A 16,926-nucleotide genomic window follows, 5' to 3' on the forward strand; every position below is an offset into this window, starting at 1 on the left:
TTAACAGGTTCATTTTAAAAATCAACCTTTTTATCAATTGGAACGGTCCAATTATATAATTTAAGTCTTAATTGGACAAATAAAAAAGCTCGAGCCGTTGCTCAAACCTAGTTTAGCGAGTTTTACTTAATATGTCCCGAATTTAAGCCTACCGTTTTAGTTGCCAACGGCAGCCATTCAAGCGTTTTCAATAATTGATGGTCCCCAAAAGTCCCAGTCATGATTACTTCGACGACCTTGGCTTGCCAAAACCTACGCCCGCTAATTCATTAATCCGTCGAAACAAACGTCGTATACTTCATATACTGATAATGTAGCCGCATATTCGACACTTCAAATGGTGTCCCATCATCCAAAAAGAAAATACCACTCATCACACCGACTGGTTCCGTTGGCTTCAACCCCAATAATTTTTGATCATTGGCCTGCGACGCATCCGCTGAAATCGATAAGAAGGATTTTGTCACCGCATCATGTAACGTCGCTTGAACATAATTAAAAATCGACCCACTCACCACTTGCCGATTTAACTCCGGTACCAACTTAATTGGAATATATCCGGTTTCAATCATAAAGGGTTGGTCATCCAGCAAACGTAACCGCTTAATTTCATAAACAAACTCATCTGCCGATAAAAATAAGTCCTGTTGCAACTCTTGACTTGCAGGAATCACCTGAAAGTCTAATAATTGAATACTAGGTTGGGCGCCTTCAGTGTTTAAACTATCCGTAATGCCCAAATTGGTGCCTTCATATTTAAACGAAGATTGATTTTTAAGATATAATGGATTGATAAACGTTCCTGAACCGCGTTTTTTAAAAATTAATCCTTGATTAGCTAACACATTCAGTGCTCGCTTAATCGAACTCCGGCTCACTTGATATTGCTCGCTGAGGCTCCGTTCATCTGGCAACTTCTTATCGACAAATTCATTGGCCATAATCCGTTTGTTTAGGTCAGTAATCACTTGTTGATAGACTAAATCTGCCATCTCGGTCCCTCCTTTACTTAACTAGTTTAGTTAAAGTATAGCAGACTTTGACCGCCGAGGGTTAATTGCACCGGTCCATTTTTAGAATTGGAACGTACATTTATAATTGTGAGGATGAAATGCTATGTCAAAAAAAAGTAAAAAAGACGCAAAATTAGGAAAAACTTTGGTTGAAAAAATTCTAGATAAAGCTAATTTAAGCTATCAACAATATGAATTTCCCACTGAAACTGAGGGTGATGTCGCACAATTACAAGTCGATCACTTAGGCGTTGATGAACATCACATCTATAAAACCCTCGCTTTAATTGGCAACAAAACAGGCCCCTTAGTCGGCGTGTTACCACTTGATGAACATCTCAGTTATAAGAAGTTAGCCAAACTTTCTGGCAACAAAAAAGTGGGCATGATTCCTTTAAAAGACTTAGAACGTACCACGGGCTATCAGCATGGTGCTAATACACCCGTTGGTATTTGGGAAACTAAAAAGTTTCCAATTTTCATTAATGAGAGTGCCAAAAAACAAGGCACCATCTTGGTCTCATCTGGTAAAATCGGCCGTTCGATTGAAATCAACGCCGAAGACTTACGTCGCCTGGTCCATGGGACTTTCGGCGAAATAACGGAGTGATTGTGTGAAACAACTTATTTGGAATAATTTACTCTTATTAGCAACCCTGTTAGGAATTCCTGCCCTATTTGCTTGGGTGTTAACCTTAATCAACCGTCAGACTAAGGCGCACTTAGTCAGTCGCTTCGGGATTAACAGTCAGGTCTATCTAGGCTGTTTAGGGATTATTATTCATGAACTCAGCCACTTGGTTATGGCGGTTGTTTTTCGCCACGGCATTCAGTCTGTCCGGTTAATTAAACGGCCACACTTACATCAAACAGCTGGCGATCCAGATGACTTAGCATTAGGTTACGTGAATCATACGTGGCGGCAAGGTAATTACTATCAAATGATTGGTAATTTATTTATCGGTGTCGCACCGATTTTCGGTTGCACCGCCAGTTTACTAGGGCTTGATGCGTGGCTTTTCCCAGGGTTAGCACGGGCAATCTTAACGTTAGCAGCGACCCCTAAAAATCCTAATTGGCACGGCAGTTGGACCGCTTTAACCTCTGCCGGGACCAGTTGGTGGCAACTGGGATTATTATTGGTTTTAACAATTTTAATTGTGATTGGTGGGTTTGATCTTAGTCCCGCTGATTATCAAAATAGTGCCCTTGGCTTGATGAGCACGGTTATTTTAATCATCGTTTTTACAACCATCATCACGTTACTTGATGGTCAAGCGACTACCATTCTAACCAGCATCATCACCTTTGGGTTTACCATTGCCATCATTCTAAGTTATGCGCTGGTCGTTTCGCTCATTGTTTTAATCATTACCCGCCTAATCGCGGATTAACTTGGCTTTTAATTCAATCGAAAAGTGGGACTACCGGCATTTTACTACCGGTAGTCCCACTTTTTGTAACTTTTAGGTCAGCTCACTTTAGTCATCGTCCGCAACCCATTCTGCTTTAAATTGGGTGACAAACTGGCGCATGACAGCTGTGCGTCGTTGCGCTAATTGCTTAGCAGCAGTGGTATTCATCAAACCAGCCAACTTGAATAGCTTTTCATAAAAATGATTGATTGCCGTTCCTGGTTCTTGGCGATACTGCGCTTTAGTGAGGTGTTCGCGTGGTGCAATCTCAGGATCATAGATTTTTTCACCGACGTGCCCGGAATAATATAACGCCCGGGCAATTCCAATTGCGCCAATAGCGTCTAGCCGGTCAGCATCTTGCACAATTTGGCCTGCTAAACTTAATTTTTGCGGCCCATTCAAAGACTTACTAAAGGACATATGGTCAATAATCTCAAAAATGGCCGTTTGCGCTTCAGTAGTCACGCCAATCGTTGTTAATTGCGTCGCTAACGCTTGGTGGGCCTGTTCAGGGTCAACCATTAATTTATCATCGATCACATCGTGTAACCAGGCCGCCGCCATGGTCAGCGTGACATCCGCCTGTTCTGCCACAGCTAACCGTTGGGCTAACTTAACGACCCGTTCCAAATGATCTGTGCCATGCCCGCTGTGATCATTGGCTAATCGCTGTAAGGCATACGTTTTAATTGCTACTAATTGGGACGCCGTTATCATCTAATCATCATCCTTAATCTTCAGTTTGATAATAAGCCCGTAACTTTTTAATTGTGCCTCGACTAAACGACAAGTGATCGCCATTACTCATCGTAATCACGCCCTTATTGAAATCTACCGTCACAATTTTATCCAAGTTCAGTGCATAACTCTGAAAATCGTTAAAGAAGTGCGGTTGGGACAACTGACCTTTAATCGTACTTAGCGTTTTACGCACCACATAAGCTTGATTATCCGTCACAATTCGCGCAGTTCTCAATCCGTGTACCTTTTCACAGTATACGATATCTTCGAGTCTCAACTTCAATAATAACGCGCCACTCTGCAAATTCAAAGTTGGCGTCGGCGCCTGTTGCATCGTTTCTAAGCGTTTTTGAATGACTTGTAACACACGTCGAATCCGGGGAACAAACTTGGCCTTATCAAATAAATCAGCCTTCGAAATAAAGCCAGTCGGCGTCGTCATCGCAGTTAATGTTGCGGGTACCATGTCATCTCGGGCACTCACATAAACCACAAATCCATCGGGATCATAGTCACGAATCTGCGACGCAAGCTCAATTCCAGTTGTTTCTTGTTTTAAAACAATATCTAAAAAATATAAATTAGGTCCAGTACTCATCTCTACCGCTCGCAACACGTCCGCCGGTTGCCAAACTGACGCTAACTCATAATCAAAATTCAAGTCATTTAGTTGCGCCGTAATGATGTCGGTTAACCAGAGACGGTGTTGTTCCTGATCGTCACTGATGAACACCTTCATATCAATCACTCTTTCTCATGGTAAATAAGCTTCACTAATGAACTGCCTGTTGTGAATGTCATTTATACCGCTAGTTGGTTCAATTTAATTGTTCGCAACCTATCAAAGGTCTTCTTAAGCATACTAAATCCCACGCCTGACAGCAACTAAAAATGAGACTATTGACTAAATTTAACTTATCAGTCAATAAATCTCATCAGATTCACTTTATTTTTCAATTTGGGTCGGTTGAGTTTGGGCCTGATTCAAGCGTAATAATTCATCAGTCCGTAATTTATCCACAATCAATTGGGCAGCAGCGGTAGTCAAACTGCCACTTAAGTCTTGATCAGACACCCGGGCCGGCTCGTCTAAATGATGAAGCCGATCGACTAAAGTGGTGATAAAACTATCGTAGGCCCGCTTAGGATAGCCAGTTGCCGTCACTTGATCAATGCCTTGGCGAATCATGTCTAACGGGTAGCTGGGTTTAAGCAAACTAATCACGATAATGTCCGCCAATTGCATAATCTGATACTTCTTTTTAACGGGCGACAAAATCACCTTATGCTTCACGTAATTGTTAATCATCGCCGCAGTGACCGGGTCGACCCCTAACGGCTGCAAAGTTTCATTAATCAATAATAGAACTTGATCCATATACAAATCAAAATTTGGTAATTCGGTCCACTTAGGCAGGATGACTTTACTCATCCGTCGACGCCAATCAGTGTAAGTTTCGGTAGTTGCCATTAAATATCCCCTCCTTGATTGCTTATCCTCATTATATACAGATTAACTAGTCATGTAAACTAGATTTCCTTATTAATAGCATTAATAATGGATTGTGGTATGATTTATGAGTTGATTTAAATTTTAAAGAAAAGTGGTTCCATATATGTATGAAATGACTAAGAAACACCGCGTTGGCGACGATGTTAAGGCCGTAATTCCTGCACCAGTAATCACCGGCTTATGGGAACGCCTAAAAGCAATGCGCCAAGAAAAACTCTTGATTGATAGCACCATGGCAGTCATGTTTAGTGATGACTATGAAGATGACAAGATTTTCTTCATGACCTTGCAAAAGTCCGGCTCATTCGCGAATGAATACGAAATGGCTTACGATGGGCCTAAGAACTTTCTCGGCCAAGGTACAATCGTCATTATCAAAGATCGGCCACGAACGATTCACATGGGCATCTCGGATGCGAATAAAGCACAATCAACTGAAGCTGAAACCAAAACTGAATAATAGGTTCTGGTCATTGTGGAGTTTGGTGTAAAAGCCAAGCTCCTTTTTGCATCCTGCAATTCAATTGACAAAATGGACTTTTGAGCATTTAATGGACTTATCCATCATTATATTGAAAGAAGTTGTTGACATTGGAAACCTATAATTTAAGTAAACTGATTGCTGGCATCTATCGCCGCTCAAAAAACGAGTTCAATCAGCAAATCTCCAGCCTCGATATGCGGGCCACGATTAGTGATGTCATCTTATTTATTAATGATCATCATGGCCTATCCCAAAAAGAAATCGCCACTGCGATGGGTTTAGATTCAAGCTTATTAGCACGTAATCTAAAGACGCTTGAGCAGCAAGCATTGGTCAGTCGCCACCCCAATCCCAATGACCACCGCGCCCACCAGATTAGCTTGACCACCACTGGACAAACTTTAGCCGATGAGCTCCGAACAGCCATGACGACTTGGTGGACTAACTTATTTAATCAACATCCTGAAATTGACGCGGCGACCTTTGCCTCGCAACTGGGCCTAGTCTTTGACTCCTTGGTGCATTCTGATGACTAATAATACGATGCGTACCCCCTACCGATTCATTTTGCACCTAGTGATGTTGTTATTTGGCTTATTCTTCATGGCAATGGGCGTCGCGCTCTCAAAATTAGCAGGTATCGGTACCTCGCCAATTTCAAGTATCCCCAACGTCTTAAGCCTAATTAGCCGTTACTCAATTGGGCAAATGACCGTTGTTATCATGATTATCACCATCATGCTAGAAGCGTTGATTTTACGGCGTCAATTTTCTTGGACGAACTTATTACAACTACTGCCGGCCGCTTTCTTTAGTGCCTTAATTGATTATTTTGTCCGCGTCTTTGGTCACCTACCCATTACAACTTACCCGCGACAACTCATCGTCAGTTTTGTCAGTATCCTAATCTTAGCTGTGGGCGTTTATTTAGAAGTCAACGCTGGCCTAATTGTCATGCCCGGCGAAGGAATCGTGGTGGCGATTGCCTTGGTGACCCATCAACCATTCGCTAAGCTAAAAGTTGATTGTGATATTGCTATGGTGCTCATCGCCGTTATCATTGCACTCGTCTTTTTGCACGGTCTGATTGGCGTTCGTGAAGGAACCGTATTAGCCGCCTTATTAACTGGCCGCTTCGTTGCCCTCATCGCTAAACTAGTCGCTAAATTTAAAACGAATTGAATCCAAAAAAGCATTAAGGTTAGCCCGGCTAAAGGCTTCCCTTAATGCTTTTAATTATTGAATTGTAATTTTACCGGCCGGTGTGGTCACCTTTTTAGTCAAAGTCACCATCAACAAGCCATCACTGTAATGGGCCTGAATCTGATCTTTCAACACATTCTTAAAATAGAATCGCCGTGTCAAATCTTTCAGTGGCCGTTCCTGTCGTAAGCGGCGACCATCATCCGCTTGACTGCGCATCGTTCCTTGTCGCGCTCGAATGGTCAACCAGTCATCAACATACGTGACGGTAATCGCCGCTTTATCAAAACCGGGTAATTCAACGGTCACCGTGTAGTCATCATCATGTTCAACCACATCCGTTTTCATCACTAATGGTGCAGTCACCACTGTATGAACCGCTTGATGCAGTCGCTTTAACACATTAATTGGTTGTAACTCGTTCAAATGATGCCGTAGTTGTTGATGCATGATTAATGCTCCCATCCCAAATAAAATTATTTTTTTAGTAAGCCGTTTGATGAATGGCGTCAGCTAATAACGTTAACGCATGTTCCCGGGTCTTGACACGATCCATATCAAAGATGACTGAATCAATGTCGCCGCCCTTAAAGTCAAATTGTTCAAAATAAATATAAGGGTCTTCGCCTTCGACCTTCGCAAAAGCCGCTTCAATCTTTTCATTAAAGCCTTCAGCCCAGTCAGCATCTGCCATTTGACTGAAGTCGTGACGGGTCACATATCCTTGCGCCCGAATTAAAGCCATCGCCTTTTGCACGTCGCTAGCTTGATAAACCAATTTCTTCGAATCCTCGTGGACCTTAGTTTTCGTTTCTACTGGCATCTTAAAAGATCTCCTTTTTTAATCTACCCTTAGTCTAGCACCATTATCGCTAAACGTTAAACTTCTTTCTTCGATTGCAAAATATCGTAACTATCCTTATAATAGTAGCTACTTCGCGTTATAATTGATGTAACTTAATTAAATGAAATGAGGAATGTTTCTTTGGACAGTGGCCAGATAATTTCAAATTTAGTCATTATTGTCATTACGTTCTTCGTCGCTGCTTTCTTCGTTGCCTGTGAATTTGCCTTAGTTCAGACCCGACCAAGTGCGCTCGAAGAAGAACAAAAAAAACGTGATAAGCCGTCTAAACGGATTGCGACATCACTACACATGGTACAAAACCTTAACGAATATCTTTCAACCACGCAGGTGGGGGTCTCATTAGCTGGGATTATCTTAGGGTGGATCGGTGAACAAACAACCGAACACTTTGTCCTACAACTATTGGATTTGTTCAACTTATCCATCAGCACCTCTATTTTGCGTGTTATTAGCATTATTTTAGGGGTCTTCATCCTAACTTACTTAGAAGTTGTTCTAACTGAAATCGTCCCTAAAAATATTGCGATTGATATGCCTTTAAAAGTCATGGCAGTCATTACAACGCCACTACGGTGGTTCCATGTCATCTTCTATCCATTCGTTTGGCTGTTGAATACCTCATCAACCGGCGTGGTCAAGCTGCTAGGCATTCCTGTAGCTAATGAAGATAATGATGTCTATTCACAAGCTGAAATCTTGAACTTGTCGCGTAACGCCGTTTCAGGCGGTCAACTTGACCGTGACGACTATCTCTACATGGAACGGGCCTTTGAATTTAACGACAAGATTGCTAAGGATATTATGATTGACCGAACGCAACTAGTCGTAATTGATATTAACGATACGGTTAAACAAGCGATTCGCGTTTACTTACAAAAGCGCTTCAGTCGGCTGCCCGTTGTCGCTAACAACGATAAGGATAAAATCTTAGGTTATGTTTACAACTATGATTTAATCCGCCAAGGTGAAGTTGATGACGAAATTCGGGTTAACAAAGTGCTCCGAAATATCATTACTATTCCCGAAACAACGCCGATTCAAGCTATCTTGCAAAAGATGATTGATAAGCAGACCCCCATCGTCGTGGTTGTCGACGAATATGGTGGGACGAGTGGGATTGTTACTGATAAAGATATTTATGAAGAACTCTTTGGGACCGTTAATGATGAAATCGACAATGTTTCAACCGAATACATTGAAAAACAAGCCGATGGTATTTACCAGATTAGTGGTAAAATGACCCTTTATGATTTCGAACGGTTCTTCAAGACCGACTTGCAAGAATTCGAGGATTCGGATGTGGTCACTTTAACGGGCTATATCTTAGATAATTTCCCTAAGATTCAGGCTGGCGATACGATTACAATTGCTGACTTTGATTTTAAAGCGTTAGATTTTGAAAATGCGTATATTAACTGGTTTGAAGTTAGTCGTCGAACTACTTCAACGACTGCTTCAACGGTCGATAACGCAGCTAATGATGATAAAAAATAACAAAAAACACTGCTCGAAAAATCAATGATTTTTCGAGCAGTGTTTTTTGTTAGCTAACGACCGACGCCGGTTATTGTTCCCCAACAATGCCATTAACTTTTAGTCGCTTCTTCAAGGCTTTAACTTTAGTCATTGAACACTTGCAACTCAAGCCATCACCAAAATAAATTAGTTTAGTTTTAACATCATATTCAATCACATTATCCACATTAATTAAGGCTGATTTTGAACAGCGAAACAACTGCTGATATTGCTTTTCAAGCGCTGATAACTTCCCATAAAACTCGTATTCACCCGCTTGCGCATAGCATTTAAGCCGATGTGGAATATCAGCCGGAGTTATGAGTAAGATTTCTTGTATATTAAGATTGAAAATTCGGCTGCCAACCGTGAACGCAAAATTTTGTTGTCGCGTCGTTGCGGCTGCCAATGAGCGCTGCTGCGCTAAAGCTAAGTTATCAATAATTTCAGCCCGAATTTTCTCCACAGGCTGATCCTTACTGATAAACCCTAGCACTTCTAACTGTCGTTTCAACGTAATTGGTGCCATTTCATCATGAGTCGTAATAAAGATCAGTTTAGCCTGAACATCCACCGCTCGAATTTTTTCAGCCAACTCAATACCATCAATATCAGCATTCAAATCAATATCCAATAGATAAATACCGTTTTCAGGCTTAGCTTGCTTCAAATAAGTCAAACAATCATGCGGCGTTGTTGTACTTAAAGCTAACTCAAACTCAGCATCGTGAAACATGACATAATCTTTGACGATGTGTGTGAGTTGCCTCAATTGAATCGAGCTATCTTCACAAATAACAATTGGATACATCAGTTAAACCTACTTTCTACGTTTCAATGGTAATCTGAACTGAAAATTTTGCTGGGATCCATTTGTAGGAGACTAAGACGTTATGATATTTATGCCGAATATCATCAATAATTGATAACCCTAAACCGCTATGCTTCTGCTTAGTTGTTGTACCTAACTGTCTTAACGTGTTCACATCGCTAGCCGAGGTCTGATCAGTATTTTCAATCATAATATTTAGACTGGTCGGTGCTTGATAGATAACAATTGTAATATATTTATGCTGATTATCTTGGACGGCCTCAATCGCATTATCTAATGTAATACTAAGCAATCGCACCATATCAAAAGGATTGATGGTCAGTGGCTGAATCGGCGTTCGACATTCAAAGCGATACTTAATGCCTTGATTTTCTATGGCGAATAGCTTAGTCAACAAGATACTTTTCATATGAATCTCATTGACATTACCAATATCCTGATAATGATCAGTCATTTCACTTAATTCTTGATTAGAATATATTTGTAGTTCATTCAGATAATGTTTTACCGCTCGCAAATCACCAATCTACGTCAATTCAGACAAACTAAGCAACATATTTTTATAGTCATGCCGGAACTTTCTTAGCTTAGTTTGACTCTGTTCCAATTGCTTCGTATAAGTTCGTAAATTGTCTAATTGTTGCTGTTCAAGCTTGGCTTGATAACGCCTTTTAGACCGTAAATAAGCATTCAAGAATACCCCAGCAAGTAATAAACACTCGATAATGGCAAATATCAACGTGCCAAATGTAAACTTATCATAAACACCGACCTTATTAGCCAGTTGAATGAAAAAATAAAAAATGACTAATAAAATTAATTGCAAAATCATTAATAGCACTTGAAAATTCTGATCTGAAAATAAGCTATTAATCGGCTTTTTTAAATACCTAACAATTAATGTCAAAACGCCTACTTCAACTAATTGCGTCGCTATCACAAAAAACCAGCCTTGCTTAACTGCAAAATTAACAAAAGGGACTGAAACGGCATTGGCAATAAACGATGCTAAAATAATACAATCGCCTGCAAATAATAATAAATTAACCCCTCGTGGCACCCAATGAAACTGGTAATTAATGAGATAGATCAATCCCATATAAAGCAGATAGACACTAAAGTCACCTTGAACATTGAGGATTAAAATCAATGGTGCTAGGCCATAACCCATCACTTTTTTCCCGGTTGAAAATTGCTGATTATTAATACGATTTGAAAAAGCATACAATATAATAATATCGGTAAACATTTGAAAAATATAAGCTCGCATATCAACTTGCATAATGCTTGGCACCTCTAACTATCGCGTTTATCATTCCTTCAATGTATCATAGTTTTTATATAGTTTTAATGATTATTAAAATAAATTCGTCCAGGCGCACATTAAGTCACGGCCTTCGCCATCAAAAGCGGCGTTAACTGTGCCGTGGAAATTTTTCTAAAAAGCCATAAAATTGTGATTTATCAGAAAAATCAGCCATATATAAACCGTTTAAGCCAGCCTTTTTCCCAATTGCACTGAGCTTAATCATCAAATCCTCTTCCTCTGCTGGAAAATGAATCCGCCCTTTAATGGCCATACTACGAATATAATTAACTAGCCGATTCACTAATGCGGCCGAATCCTTAGCTTTATCAAGCTTTTTATAAACCTGCGCCAAAACATCTATCATATCTAAAAGCTCGCCAGGTTGTTGCTCGTGATTTTTAAAACTTGTTAGTAACACCTGAATGTAGGCCTTAGCCATATCGCGGTTCTTTGTCTCGTTACTCATATTTTTGACCTCCTAATCGTCAAAACAATTCTTAACTTGAACACTTATTACTTTAGTCGTTTTTTCACCGCCCAGCCAAAAACATCCTGTAACCGCATAAATCCATCATGAACACTAAGACCACCCTTCCTAATAGCCAATAATAACGTTATCGCTTACAATTAGTTTGCAAAACTAACCTCCACAGCGTAAAATTAGGCTACAACTTTAAGACAGAAATGAGGAAATGACCGTGAGCGAAACAACCATTAATATCATTTATCTTTCCATTGAAGGTAATACCCGTTCATTTGTAACTCGGATGCAAGACTACGCTAAGACTCAACACGCTGCAGATGAAAATAATCCGTTAATTACATTAAAAGAAATTACGGAACAATCTGACTTTGCAATTGAAACAAAACCTTACTTCGCCTTTGTTCCAACCTACTTAGATGGTGGTAACGGTATTGATAACGGGGTCAAAGAATTAATGACCAACGTTTTAGGTGAATACCTCAATTACGATCAAAATGCCAACCAATGCCTCGGCGTGGTCGGTAGTGGTAACCGTAACTTTAATGATCAATACTGTTTAACTGCACGCCGTTACGCTGAACAATTAGACACCGACTTCATTGCCGATTACGAATTACGCGGCACCTCAGTGGATACTGAACGTGTTTATAACGTTATGAAAGAACGGCTACAAGCTTTAACTGATTAAGCCCTACAAATTATAAAAGGTACACTAGCAAACTAAAAATTTGCTAGTGTACCTTTTGCTTTTAAGCGATTAATGATTTGGCCATCACTTGAAAAACGAGTTAGCCATTCAACAGATGGGCTTGCCGCGCCTTAACTAACACAATGCCTAAAGTCATAAGCATGACTGCAGTCACCGTGATAAACAACACTGAGTACGAGAACTGGGCAACCATCATCCCACCAAATAACGGGCCCACTGCCCGCCCCAACGACAATGCCATATTGAAACGACCTTGATATTTGCCACGTTGATTAGCTGCGGCCATATCATCAATCCACGCAGGCACGATTGGCAGACCAATCACTTCGCCCACCGTTAGAACAACCATAATAATAATAAAATCAACATATTGCCGGGCAAAGACTAGGCCCAAGAAAGATAGTGCAAACAACGTGATGCCAAAACCAATTTGCGTGCCAATCTTAAAACGCTCATTAAACAACGTCACCACCGGTTGGCTCGCAATAATCAGTAAGCCATTAATGGTCCAAACTTCACTGTATTGCCGGAATGGAATTCCTAAGTTCGTCATGTGGACCGACAAGAGACTCTCCCAAAGTGCATAACTCAGATAAATGGTGAAAATCATCAAGCAAATGAGCCAAATCAAGTGGCGCTTACGACTAGAGGTCTGATCAGTCGTCACCTTAGTCACAGTTTCCGGTTGCTTCGTCGCAACGGGGGCAACATTAAAGGTTGTCAACACAATCGCAAACAACCCAAGGTAGCATAAGGTTGCTACCATGAAAACCACGTTAATCCCCAGATCCAACAAATAGCCCACGAGCAATGTCCCGATAACAACGCCCACATTTAAAGCCATATATAATAAGTTAAAGACCACGCGATTCGACTTAGTCGTGACTGTAGCCGCGTAAGCATTGACGACCGTCATACTAATTCCGTCACCAAAACCAACTAAAATTAAACCACCAGCGTATGGCCACAAGCTGTGCCAAAAGACCAATATCATTAACGCAATAGTCGAAATGGTCACGCCTAAAATAGCCGTCCAATACGGGCGCCAACGGTCAAATAATCGGCCGCCCACAAAGTTTCCTAAAATCATCGCTAACGACATGCAGAACAGAATAATGCCTGAAAATGTTAACGTTTGATGCAAATAATTGTGCATGTAAACCGTAGTCAACGGCCACATAAAAGCTGCCCCCGCATTATTAAGCAAATTGGCAATAAACAGCCACCGTAACCGAACTTCTTTTTGCATTAATTTCACCTAAGTTTTTCTATTTTGAACGATCAATATTCGTCATTTTTAAGGGGTCAACCCATTGATCAAAATCAGGACCAGTGACATAACCACTCTTTAAAGCTGCCTCCCGTAACGTTGACCCAGCTCGTTCAGCCAGTTGCGCAATCTCAGCCGCATGATGATACCCAATTTTTGGTGACAACGCCGTAACCGTCATTAAAGACTCATCAACTAACGCCTGCATCCGCTCAGCATTCACCGTCAGGCCTGCGACTAATTTCGTGGTTAAACCTTCAATCGTGCCACTCAATAACTCAGCCGATTCCAAAAAGGCCGCAATAATTACTGGTTTGTAAACATTCATTTCAAAATTTCCCTGACTAGCCGCAAAAGTGATGGTAGTATCATTCCCCATCACGCGGGCCGCCGCCATCGTCAACGCTTCAATCTGCGTGGGATTGACTTTTCCCGGCATAATTGATGAGCCAGGCTCATTGGCCGGAATACTTAATTCGCCATAACCGGCCCGTGGCCCACTAGCTAAGAACCGCAAATCGTTACCAATTTTGACTAAATCCGCCGCTAACGTCCGTAACGCGCCATGAACCACGGTTAATTCCGAATGTGCCGCTAATCCAGCAAAATTATTATCGGCAGGTCGAAAAGCGACCTGATAAGTCACAGCAAGATTAGCCGTCATTTTGGCCGCAAAGGCCGGTGGCGTATTTAAGCCAGTCCCAACTGCGGTGCCCCCAATCGGTAACGCTAATAAGGCTGCTTTCAACTGATTCACATAGCCTAAATCATGGGTTAACATACTAACCCAACCACTGATTTCTTGGCCAAAAGTTAAAGGCGTGGCATCTTGTAAATGGGTCCGACCAATCTTAACGGTGTGCCAATACTGCAGCTGCTTCGCAGTTAATGCCGTGATTAACGCTTGTAGTTGCGTCACGACCGGCACTAATGCCAAGGTCGCCGCAATATTCATTGCCGTTGGAAAAGTGTCATTCGAACTTTGTGATTGATTGATATCGTCATTGGGCGTTACCGGCGTAGCCGGATCAAGTTGCGCCGCGACATGGGCCAATACTTCGTTCACATTCATATTCGTTTGCGTCCCCGACCCCGTCTGATAAACATGCAACGGAAAATCCGCCATTAGCTCAGCGTCATCTAAGGCTAAAAGCTGTTTGGCCGCTTGTTCAATCACAGTTGCTTTGGCGGCCGTCAGCGTTCCCACTTGTTGATTCACGCGCGCTGCAGCCTGCTTAATTTGTAATAAGGCCCGAATAACTTGCACCGGCATCACGTCTCCATGCGGAAAATTATGGCGACTACGTTCCGTTTGTGGCCCCCATAAAGCGGTGGCAGGAATCTTAACTGGCCCCAACGTATCGGTTTCTTCACGATATTCTTCCATTTAAAAAATCCTCCTCAGTCAATGATTATCCCTAAGTATACGCTCTCCTCGAGACGGCGCCTAAGAATTTTCTCACCAACTTAACTTGCCTCACTCACAGTCCCGGCTCAATTAATTCCCATAACACATCAAAGCGTTCCTTATAATCAGGCCAATTCCACGTTTCTTTAAACGTCGGCAGCATAAACACAGTCAAAGCGGCCATAATCGCCTCAGCTTTAGCTGTACCACCTGTTTCATAACCCATAATTCGATTGATTTCAAGATACGCAGGTTGTAGGACTTCCCGCAAGACAAGTGGTCGATCATCAATATACTGTGTATTTAATGCAAACATCCTTGGATTCGTATTGTAGGTTGTTTTCTTCGCATTGACCAGTTGCCATAACCAAGCTTTCAACGCCACTGTTGCCGGTGTAGCCGCTGGCGGTGTCGTAATTTTAGCAATGATTTCTCGACTAAACCACTGTTTCAAGACCGCTGTCCATAAGTCGTCCTTATTTTTAAAATGCTTATACAGCGCTGCATGCGTAATATTTAATTCATGACCTATTTTAGCTAACGTCACATCGTCATCGGTTGCTAATAGTAGCTCCGCTGTTTGAATGATCAGCTCATTCGTCACTTTTCTCATCGTCATCAACTCCTTAAAGCCTTATTTTAGCACAGCTTATCCTGATTATGCTCACCTTAAGTAACATTTTTTGATTTTTGTAACTATCGGTGCTACAATACATCACATCATCTAAATAATTCAATTGACAGGAGCAACTTATGAAATTAAAAAATGAAACCATTCTAATCACTGGCGGTACCTCGGGTATCGGATTAGCATTTGCGATTAGACTCATGTCCATGGGCAATACCGTCATTATTGTCGGCCGATCACAATCTAAGTTGGATACGCTACTGGCTAAATATCCCAAACTTCATGGGATTGCTGCTGATGTTAGCCAACCTAAAGATGTTCAAGCCTTAGCTGACACTTTAAATCATGATTTTCCAAAATTAACGATTATTTTAAATTCGGCCGGTATTATGCGTCAATATGATTTATTCGATTCAAAAATTGCACTACCTGATTTAACGGCTGAAATCCAAACTAATTTATACGGCACGATTTATGTCACTAAATCCTTATTACCACTTTTACAAAAGCAACCGGAAGCCATGATTGTCAACGTCAGCTCACTACTTGCACTGATGTCCGTCGCCGATTCACCAATCTATTCCGCTTCAAAAACGGGCGTTCATATGTACACCGATGCCTTACGTGAACAAATTCGAGCTAAAGGCTTAAATATTCATGTTCTAGAATTACTCCCGCCATTAGTTACCGAAACTAACCTAACTTCACAATACGATAATGACCGCTTAACAAAAATGGTTAGTTCACCGTTATCAAAATTAGTTGATGCTGGTATTAAGGGGATGGCGAAAAACCGTCTCCAAGTCAACGTTGGGTTCACTGCCGTCTTACGTCAATTTATGAAGATAATGCCTAATACCATCACCCATATTTGGGGTAAGCAAACTTTGACTGCATTTTTCAAAAAAGATACGCATTAATTAAATCACTGACACCATCTTATGCTCACCGATATTACTGATTTTATTTAAAAAAACGAGAAATTAACACTTTTTCGACTTGATAGTCGACGACCTCGGTTGATGATTGTTATAATGTTATTAAACGTAGTTTTGGCGTTAATCTATGAAATGGCGGGGTAACGAGATGTCGAGTAATAATTTTGGTTTAGCGACTGGTTTTTTGGTCATTTTACTTATTTGGGTTTACCAGCGTATTCGGATGCCAAAAATGCATTCGTTAGCTGGTTACATGTCACAACGCGCCATCAAGAATGAACAAACCTGGAAATTTGCCCAACATTTCTATGCCATGTTGGGAATTGAAATCTTTGGTCTGCTTTTCATTGGCGCAGTCTTAGGTGGCATTTTTAACATTGCTGGCCTGCAAAGTGTGAACTTACAAGCCATTGCACTAGGGGCTGGTCTAATTCTACAAAACATTGCCACCGAACGTGAATTGCGACATGAATTTCCTGATAAGCCACAATCGAAAGCCTAACCAGTGCATTATAATTGACCGCTACTATTAATTGCTTAATATTAGTAATGGTAACTTTTACAAGTTTAAAACCTTAATTCCAAATTAATGT

Annotated in this window: 22 protein-coding genes; 9 read left to right on the top strand and 13 right to left on the bottom strand. The window is 41.1% G+C overall.

What is annotated here, in order from left to right; genetic code table 11:
- Nucleotides 1-269: 269 nt before the first annotated feature.
- Nucleotides 270-992 (bottom strand): GntR family transcriptional regulator, encoded by a 723-nt coding sequence (locus tag C5Z25_RS03860; protein ID WP_105451419.1) that lies wholly within the window; start codon nucleotides 990-992, stop codon nucleotides 270-272.
- Nucleotides 993-1,116: 124 nt separating this feature from the next.
- On the opposite strand from C5Z25_RS03860, the gene ybaK reads away from it, so the two are divergent.
- On the top strand, nucleotides 1,117-1,623 hold the full coding sequence (gene ybaK / locus C5Z25_RS03865; protein ID WP_105451420.1) for a Cys-tRNA(Pro) deacylase: 507 nt from the start codon (nucleotides 1,117-1,119) through the stop codon (nucleotides 1,621-1,623).
- A 4-nt stretch (nucleotides 1,624-1,627) separates the two neighbouring features.
- Complete coding sequence (locus C5Z25_RS03870) at nucleotides 1,628-2,407, top strand: hypothetical protein (protein ID WP_105451421.1); 780 nt, start codon at nucleotides 1,628-1,630, stop codon at nucleotides 2,405-2,407.
- 87 nt (nucleotides 2,408-2,494) lie between these two features.
- On the opposite strand, the gene C5Z25_RS03875 is transcribed toward C5Z25_RS03870, so the two are convergent.
- The 3 genes from C5Z25_RS03875 to C5Z25_RS03885 form a co-directional block, all read right to left on the bottom strand.
- Nucleotides 2,495-3,148, bottom strand: coding sequence for an HD domain-containing protein (locus C5Z25_RS03875; RefSeq protein ID WP_105451422.1), 654 nt, complete (start codon nucleotides 3,146-3,148; stop codon nucleotides 2,495-2,497).
- A gap of 13 nt (nucleotides 3,149-3,161) precedes the next feature.
- A complete protein-coding gene (locus C5Z25_RS03880) occupies nucleotides 3,162-3,911 on the bottom strand; it encodes a LytR/AlgR family response regulator transcription factor (RefSeq protein ID WP_105451423.1) in 750 nt (249 codons plus the stop codon).
- 207 nt (nucleotides 3,912-4,118) lie between these two features.
- Nucleotides 4,119-4,643: a DUF1836 domain-containing protein gene (locus C5Z25_RS03885; protein WP_105451424.1), complete on the bottom strand. Its 525-nt coding sequence runs from the start codon at nucleotides 4,641-4,643 to the stop codon at nucleotides 4,119-4,121.
- Nucleotides 4,644-4,788: 145 nt separating this feature from the next.
- On the opposite strand from C5Z25_RS03885, the gene C5Z25_RS03890 reads away from it, so the two are divergent.
- The 3 genes from C5Z25_RS03890 (at nucleotide 4,789) to C5Z25_RS03900 (ending at nucleotide 6,351) form a co-directional block, all read left to right on the top strand.
- Entirely contained in the window at nucleotides 4,789-5,145 is a 357-nt protein-coding gene (locus C5Z25_RS03890; protein ID WP_105451425.1) for a hypothetical protein, read from the top strand.
- 131 nt (nucleotides 5,146-5,276) lie between these two features.
- The gene (locus C5Z25_RS03895) at nucleotides 5,277-5,705 is read left to right on the top strand and encodes a MarR family winged helix-turn-helix transcriptional regulator (protein WP_105451426.1); all 429 of its coding nucleotides are present in this window, start codon (nucleotides 5,277-5,279) and stop codon (nucleotides 5,703-5,705) included.
- Nucleotides 5,698-6,351, top strand: coding sequence for a YczE/YyaS/YitT family protein (locus C5Z25_RS03900; RefSeq protein ID WP_234002777.1), 654 nt, complete (start codon nucleotides 5,698-5,700; stop codon nucleotides 6,349-6,351). The genes C5Z25_RS03895 and C5Z25_RS03900 overlap by 8 nt, the downstream gene beginning before the upstream one ends.
- Nucleotides 6,352-6,405: 54 nt before the next feature.
- Here C5Z25_RS03900 and C5Z25_RS03905 read toward each other — a convergent pair whose 3' ends face one another.
- Both C5Z25_RS03905 and C5Z25_RS03910 read right to left on the bottom strand, forming a co-directional pair.
- Nucleotides 6,406-6,822, bottom strand: coding sequence for an Hsp20/alpha crystallin family protein (locus tag C5Z25_RS03905; RefSeq protein WP_105451427.1), 417 nt, complete (start codon nucleotides 6,820-6,822; stop codon nucleotides 6,406-6,408).
- A gap of 34 nt (nucleotides 6,823-6,856) precedes the next feature.
- Nucleotides 6,857-7,195, bottom strand: coding sequence for a hypothetical protein (locus C5Z25_RS03910; RefSeq protein ID WP_105451428.1), 339 nt, complete (start codon nucleotides 7,193-7,195; stop codon nucleotides 6,857-6,859).
- Nucleotides 7,196-7,357: 162 nt separating this feature from the next.
- On the opposite strand from C5Z25_RS03910, the gene C5Z25_RS03915 reads away from it, so the two are divergent.
- Nucleotides 7,358-8,734, top strand: a complete 1,377-nt coding sequence (locus C5Z25_RS03915; RefSeq protein ID WP_105451429.1) for a hemolysin family protein — start codon at nucleotides 7,358-7,360, stop codon at nucleotides 8,732-8,734.
- Nucleotides 8,735-8,804: 70 nt separating this feature from the next.
- Here C5Z25_RS03915 and C5Z25_RS03920 read toward each other — a convergent pair whose 3' ends face one another.
- From C5Z25_RS03920 to C5Z25_RS03935, 4 genes are all read right to left on the bottom strand, one after another.
- Nucleotides 8,805-9,566, bottom strand: coding sequence for a LytR/AlgR family response regulator transcription factor (locus C5Z25_RS03920; protein WP_105451430.1), 762 nt, complete (start codon nucleotides 9,564-9,566; stop codon nucleotides 8,805-8,807).
- A gap of 16 nt (nucleotides 9,567-9,582) precedes the next feature.
- Entirely contained in the window at nucleotides 9,583-10,041 is a 459-nt protein-coding gene (locus tag C5Z25_RS03925) for a GHKL domain-containing protein (RefSeq protein WP_105451431.1), read from the bottom strand.
- A gap of 72 nt (nucleotides 10,042-10,113) precedes the next feature.
- Nucleotides 10,114-10,869 carry a hypothetical protein gene (locus C5Z25_RS03930; protein WP_105451432.1) on the bottom strand — a complete coding sequence of 252 codons (756 nt, stop codon included), beginning with the start codon at nucleotides 10,867-10,869 and terminating at the stop codon, nucleotides 10,114-10,116.
- A gap of 133 nt (nucleotides 10,870-11,002) precedes the next feature.
- Entirely contained in the window at nucleotides 11,003-11,335 is a 333-nt protein-coding gene (locus C5Z25_RS03935) for a bacteriocin immunity protein (protein WP_370447221.1), read from the bottom strand.
- 259 nt (nucleotides 11,336-11,594) lie between these two features.
- Between C5Z25_RS03935 and nrdI the strand changes: the two genes are divergently transcribed.
- Nucleotides 11,595-12,068 carry a class Ib ribonucleoside-diphosphate reductase assembly flavoprotein NrdI gene (nrdI, locus tag C5Z25_RS03940; RefSeq protein WP_105451434.1) on the top strand — a complete coding sequence of 158 codons (474 nt, stop codon included), beginning with the start codon at nucleotides 11,595-11,597 and terminating at the stop codon, nucleotides 12,066-12,068.
- A 100-nt stretch (nucleotides 12,069-12,168) separates the two neighbouring features.
- Here the strand turns inward: nrdI and C5Z25_RS03945 are convergent, their stop codons facing one another.
- The 3 genes from C5Z25_RS03945 to C5Z25_RS03955 all read right to left on the bottom strand — a co-directional run bounded on the left by C5Z25_RS03945 (nucleotide 12,169) and on the right by C5Z25_RS03955 (nucleotide 15,380).
- A complete protein-coding gene (locus C5Z25_RS03945) occupies nucleotides 12,169-13,338 on the bottom strand; it encodes an MDR family MFS transporter (protein WP_105451435.1) in 1,170 nt (389 codons plus the stop codon).
- 19 nt (nucleotides 13,339-13,357) lie between these two features.
- Nucleotides 13,358-14,746, bottom strand: coding sequence for a class II fumarate hydratase (locus tag C5Z25_RS03950; RefSeq protein ID WP_105451436.1), 1,389 nt, complete (start codon nucleotides 14,744-14,746; stop codon nucleotides 13,358-13,360).
- 94 nt (nucleotides 14,747-14,840) lie between these two features.
- Nucleotides 14,841-15,380 carry a TetR/AcrR family transcriptional regulator gene (locus C5Z25_RS03955; RefSeq protein ID WP_105451437.1) on the bottom strand — a complete coding sequence of 180 codons (540 nt, stop codon included), beginning with the start codon at nucleotides 15,378-15,380 and terminating at the stop codon, nucleotides 14,841-14,843.
- 140 nt (nucleotides 15,381-15,520) lie between these two features.
- Between C5Z25_RS03955 and C5Z25_RS03960 the strand changes: the two genes are divergently transcribed.
- Together C5Z25_RS03960 and C5Z25_RS03965 are read left to right on the top strand one after the other, a co-directional pair.
- The gene (locus C5Z25_RS03960) at nucleotides 15,521-16,315 is read left to right on the top strand and encodes an SDR family oxidoreductase (protein ID WP_105451438.1); all 795 of its coding nucleotides are present in this window, start codon (nucleotides 15,521-15,523) and stop codon (nucleotides 16,313-16,315) included.
- Between the two features lie 166 nt (nucleotides 16,316-16,481).
- On the top strand, nucleotides 16,482-16,835 hold the full coding sequence (locus C5Z25_RS03965) for an SdpI family protein (RefSeq protein WP_105451439.1): 354 nt from the start codon (nucleotides 16,482-16,484) through the stop codon (nucleotides 16,833-16,835).
- The last annotated feature ends 91 nt before the right edge of the window (nucleotides 16,836-16,926 follow it).

The sequence above is a fragment of the Lactobacillus sp. CBA3605 genome (assembly GCF_002970915.1).
In the GTDB taxonomy this organism is placed as follows: Bacteria; Bacillota; Bacilli; order Lactobacillales; family Lactobacillaceae; genus Lactiplantibacillus.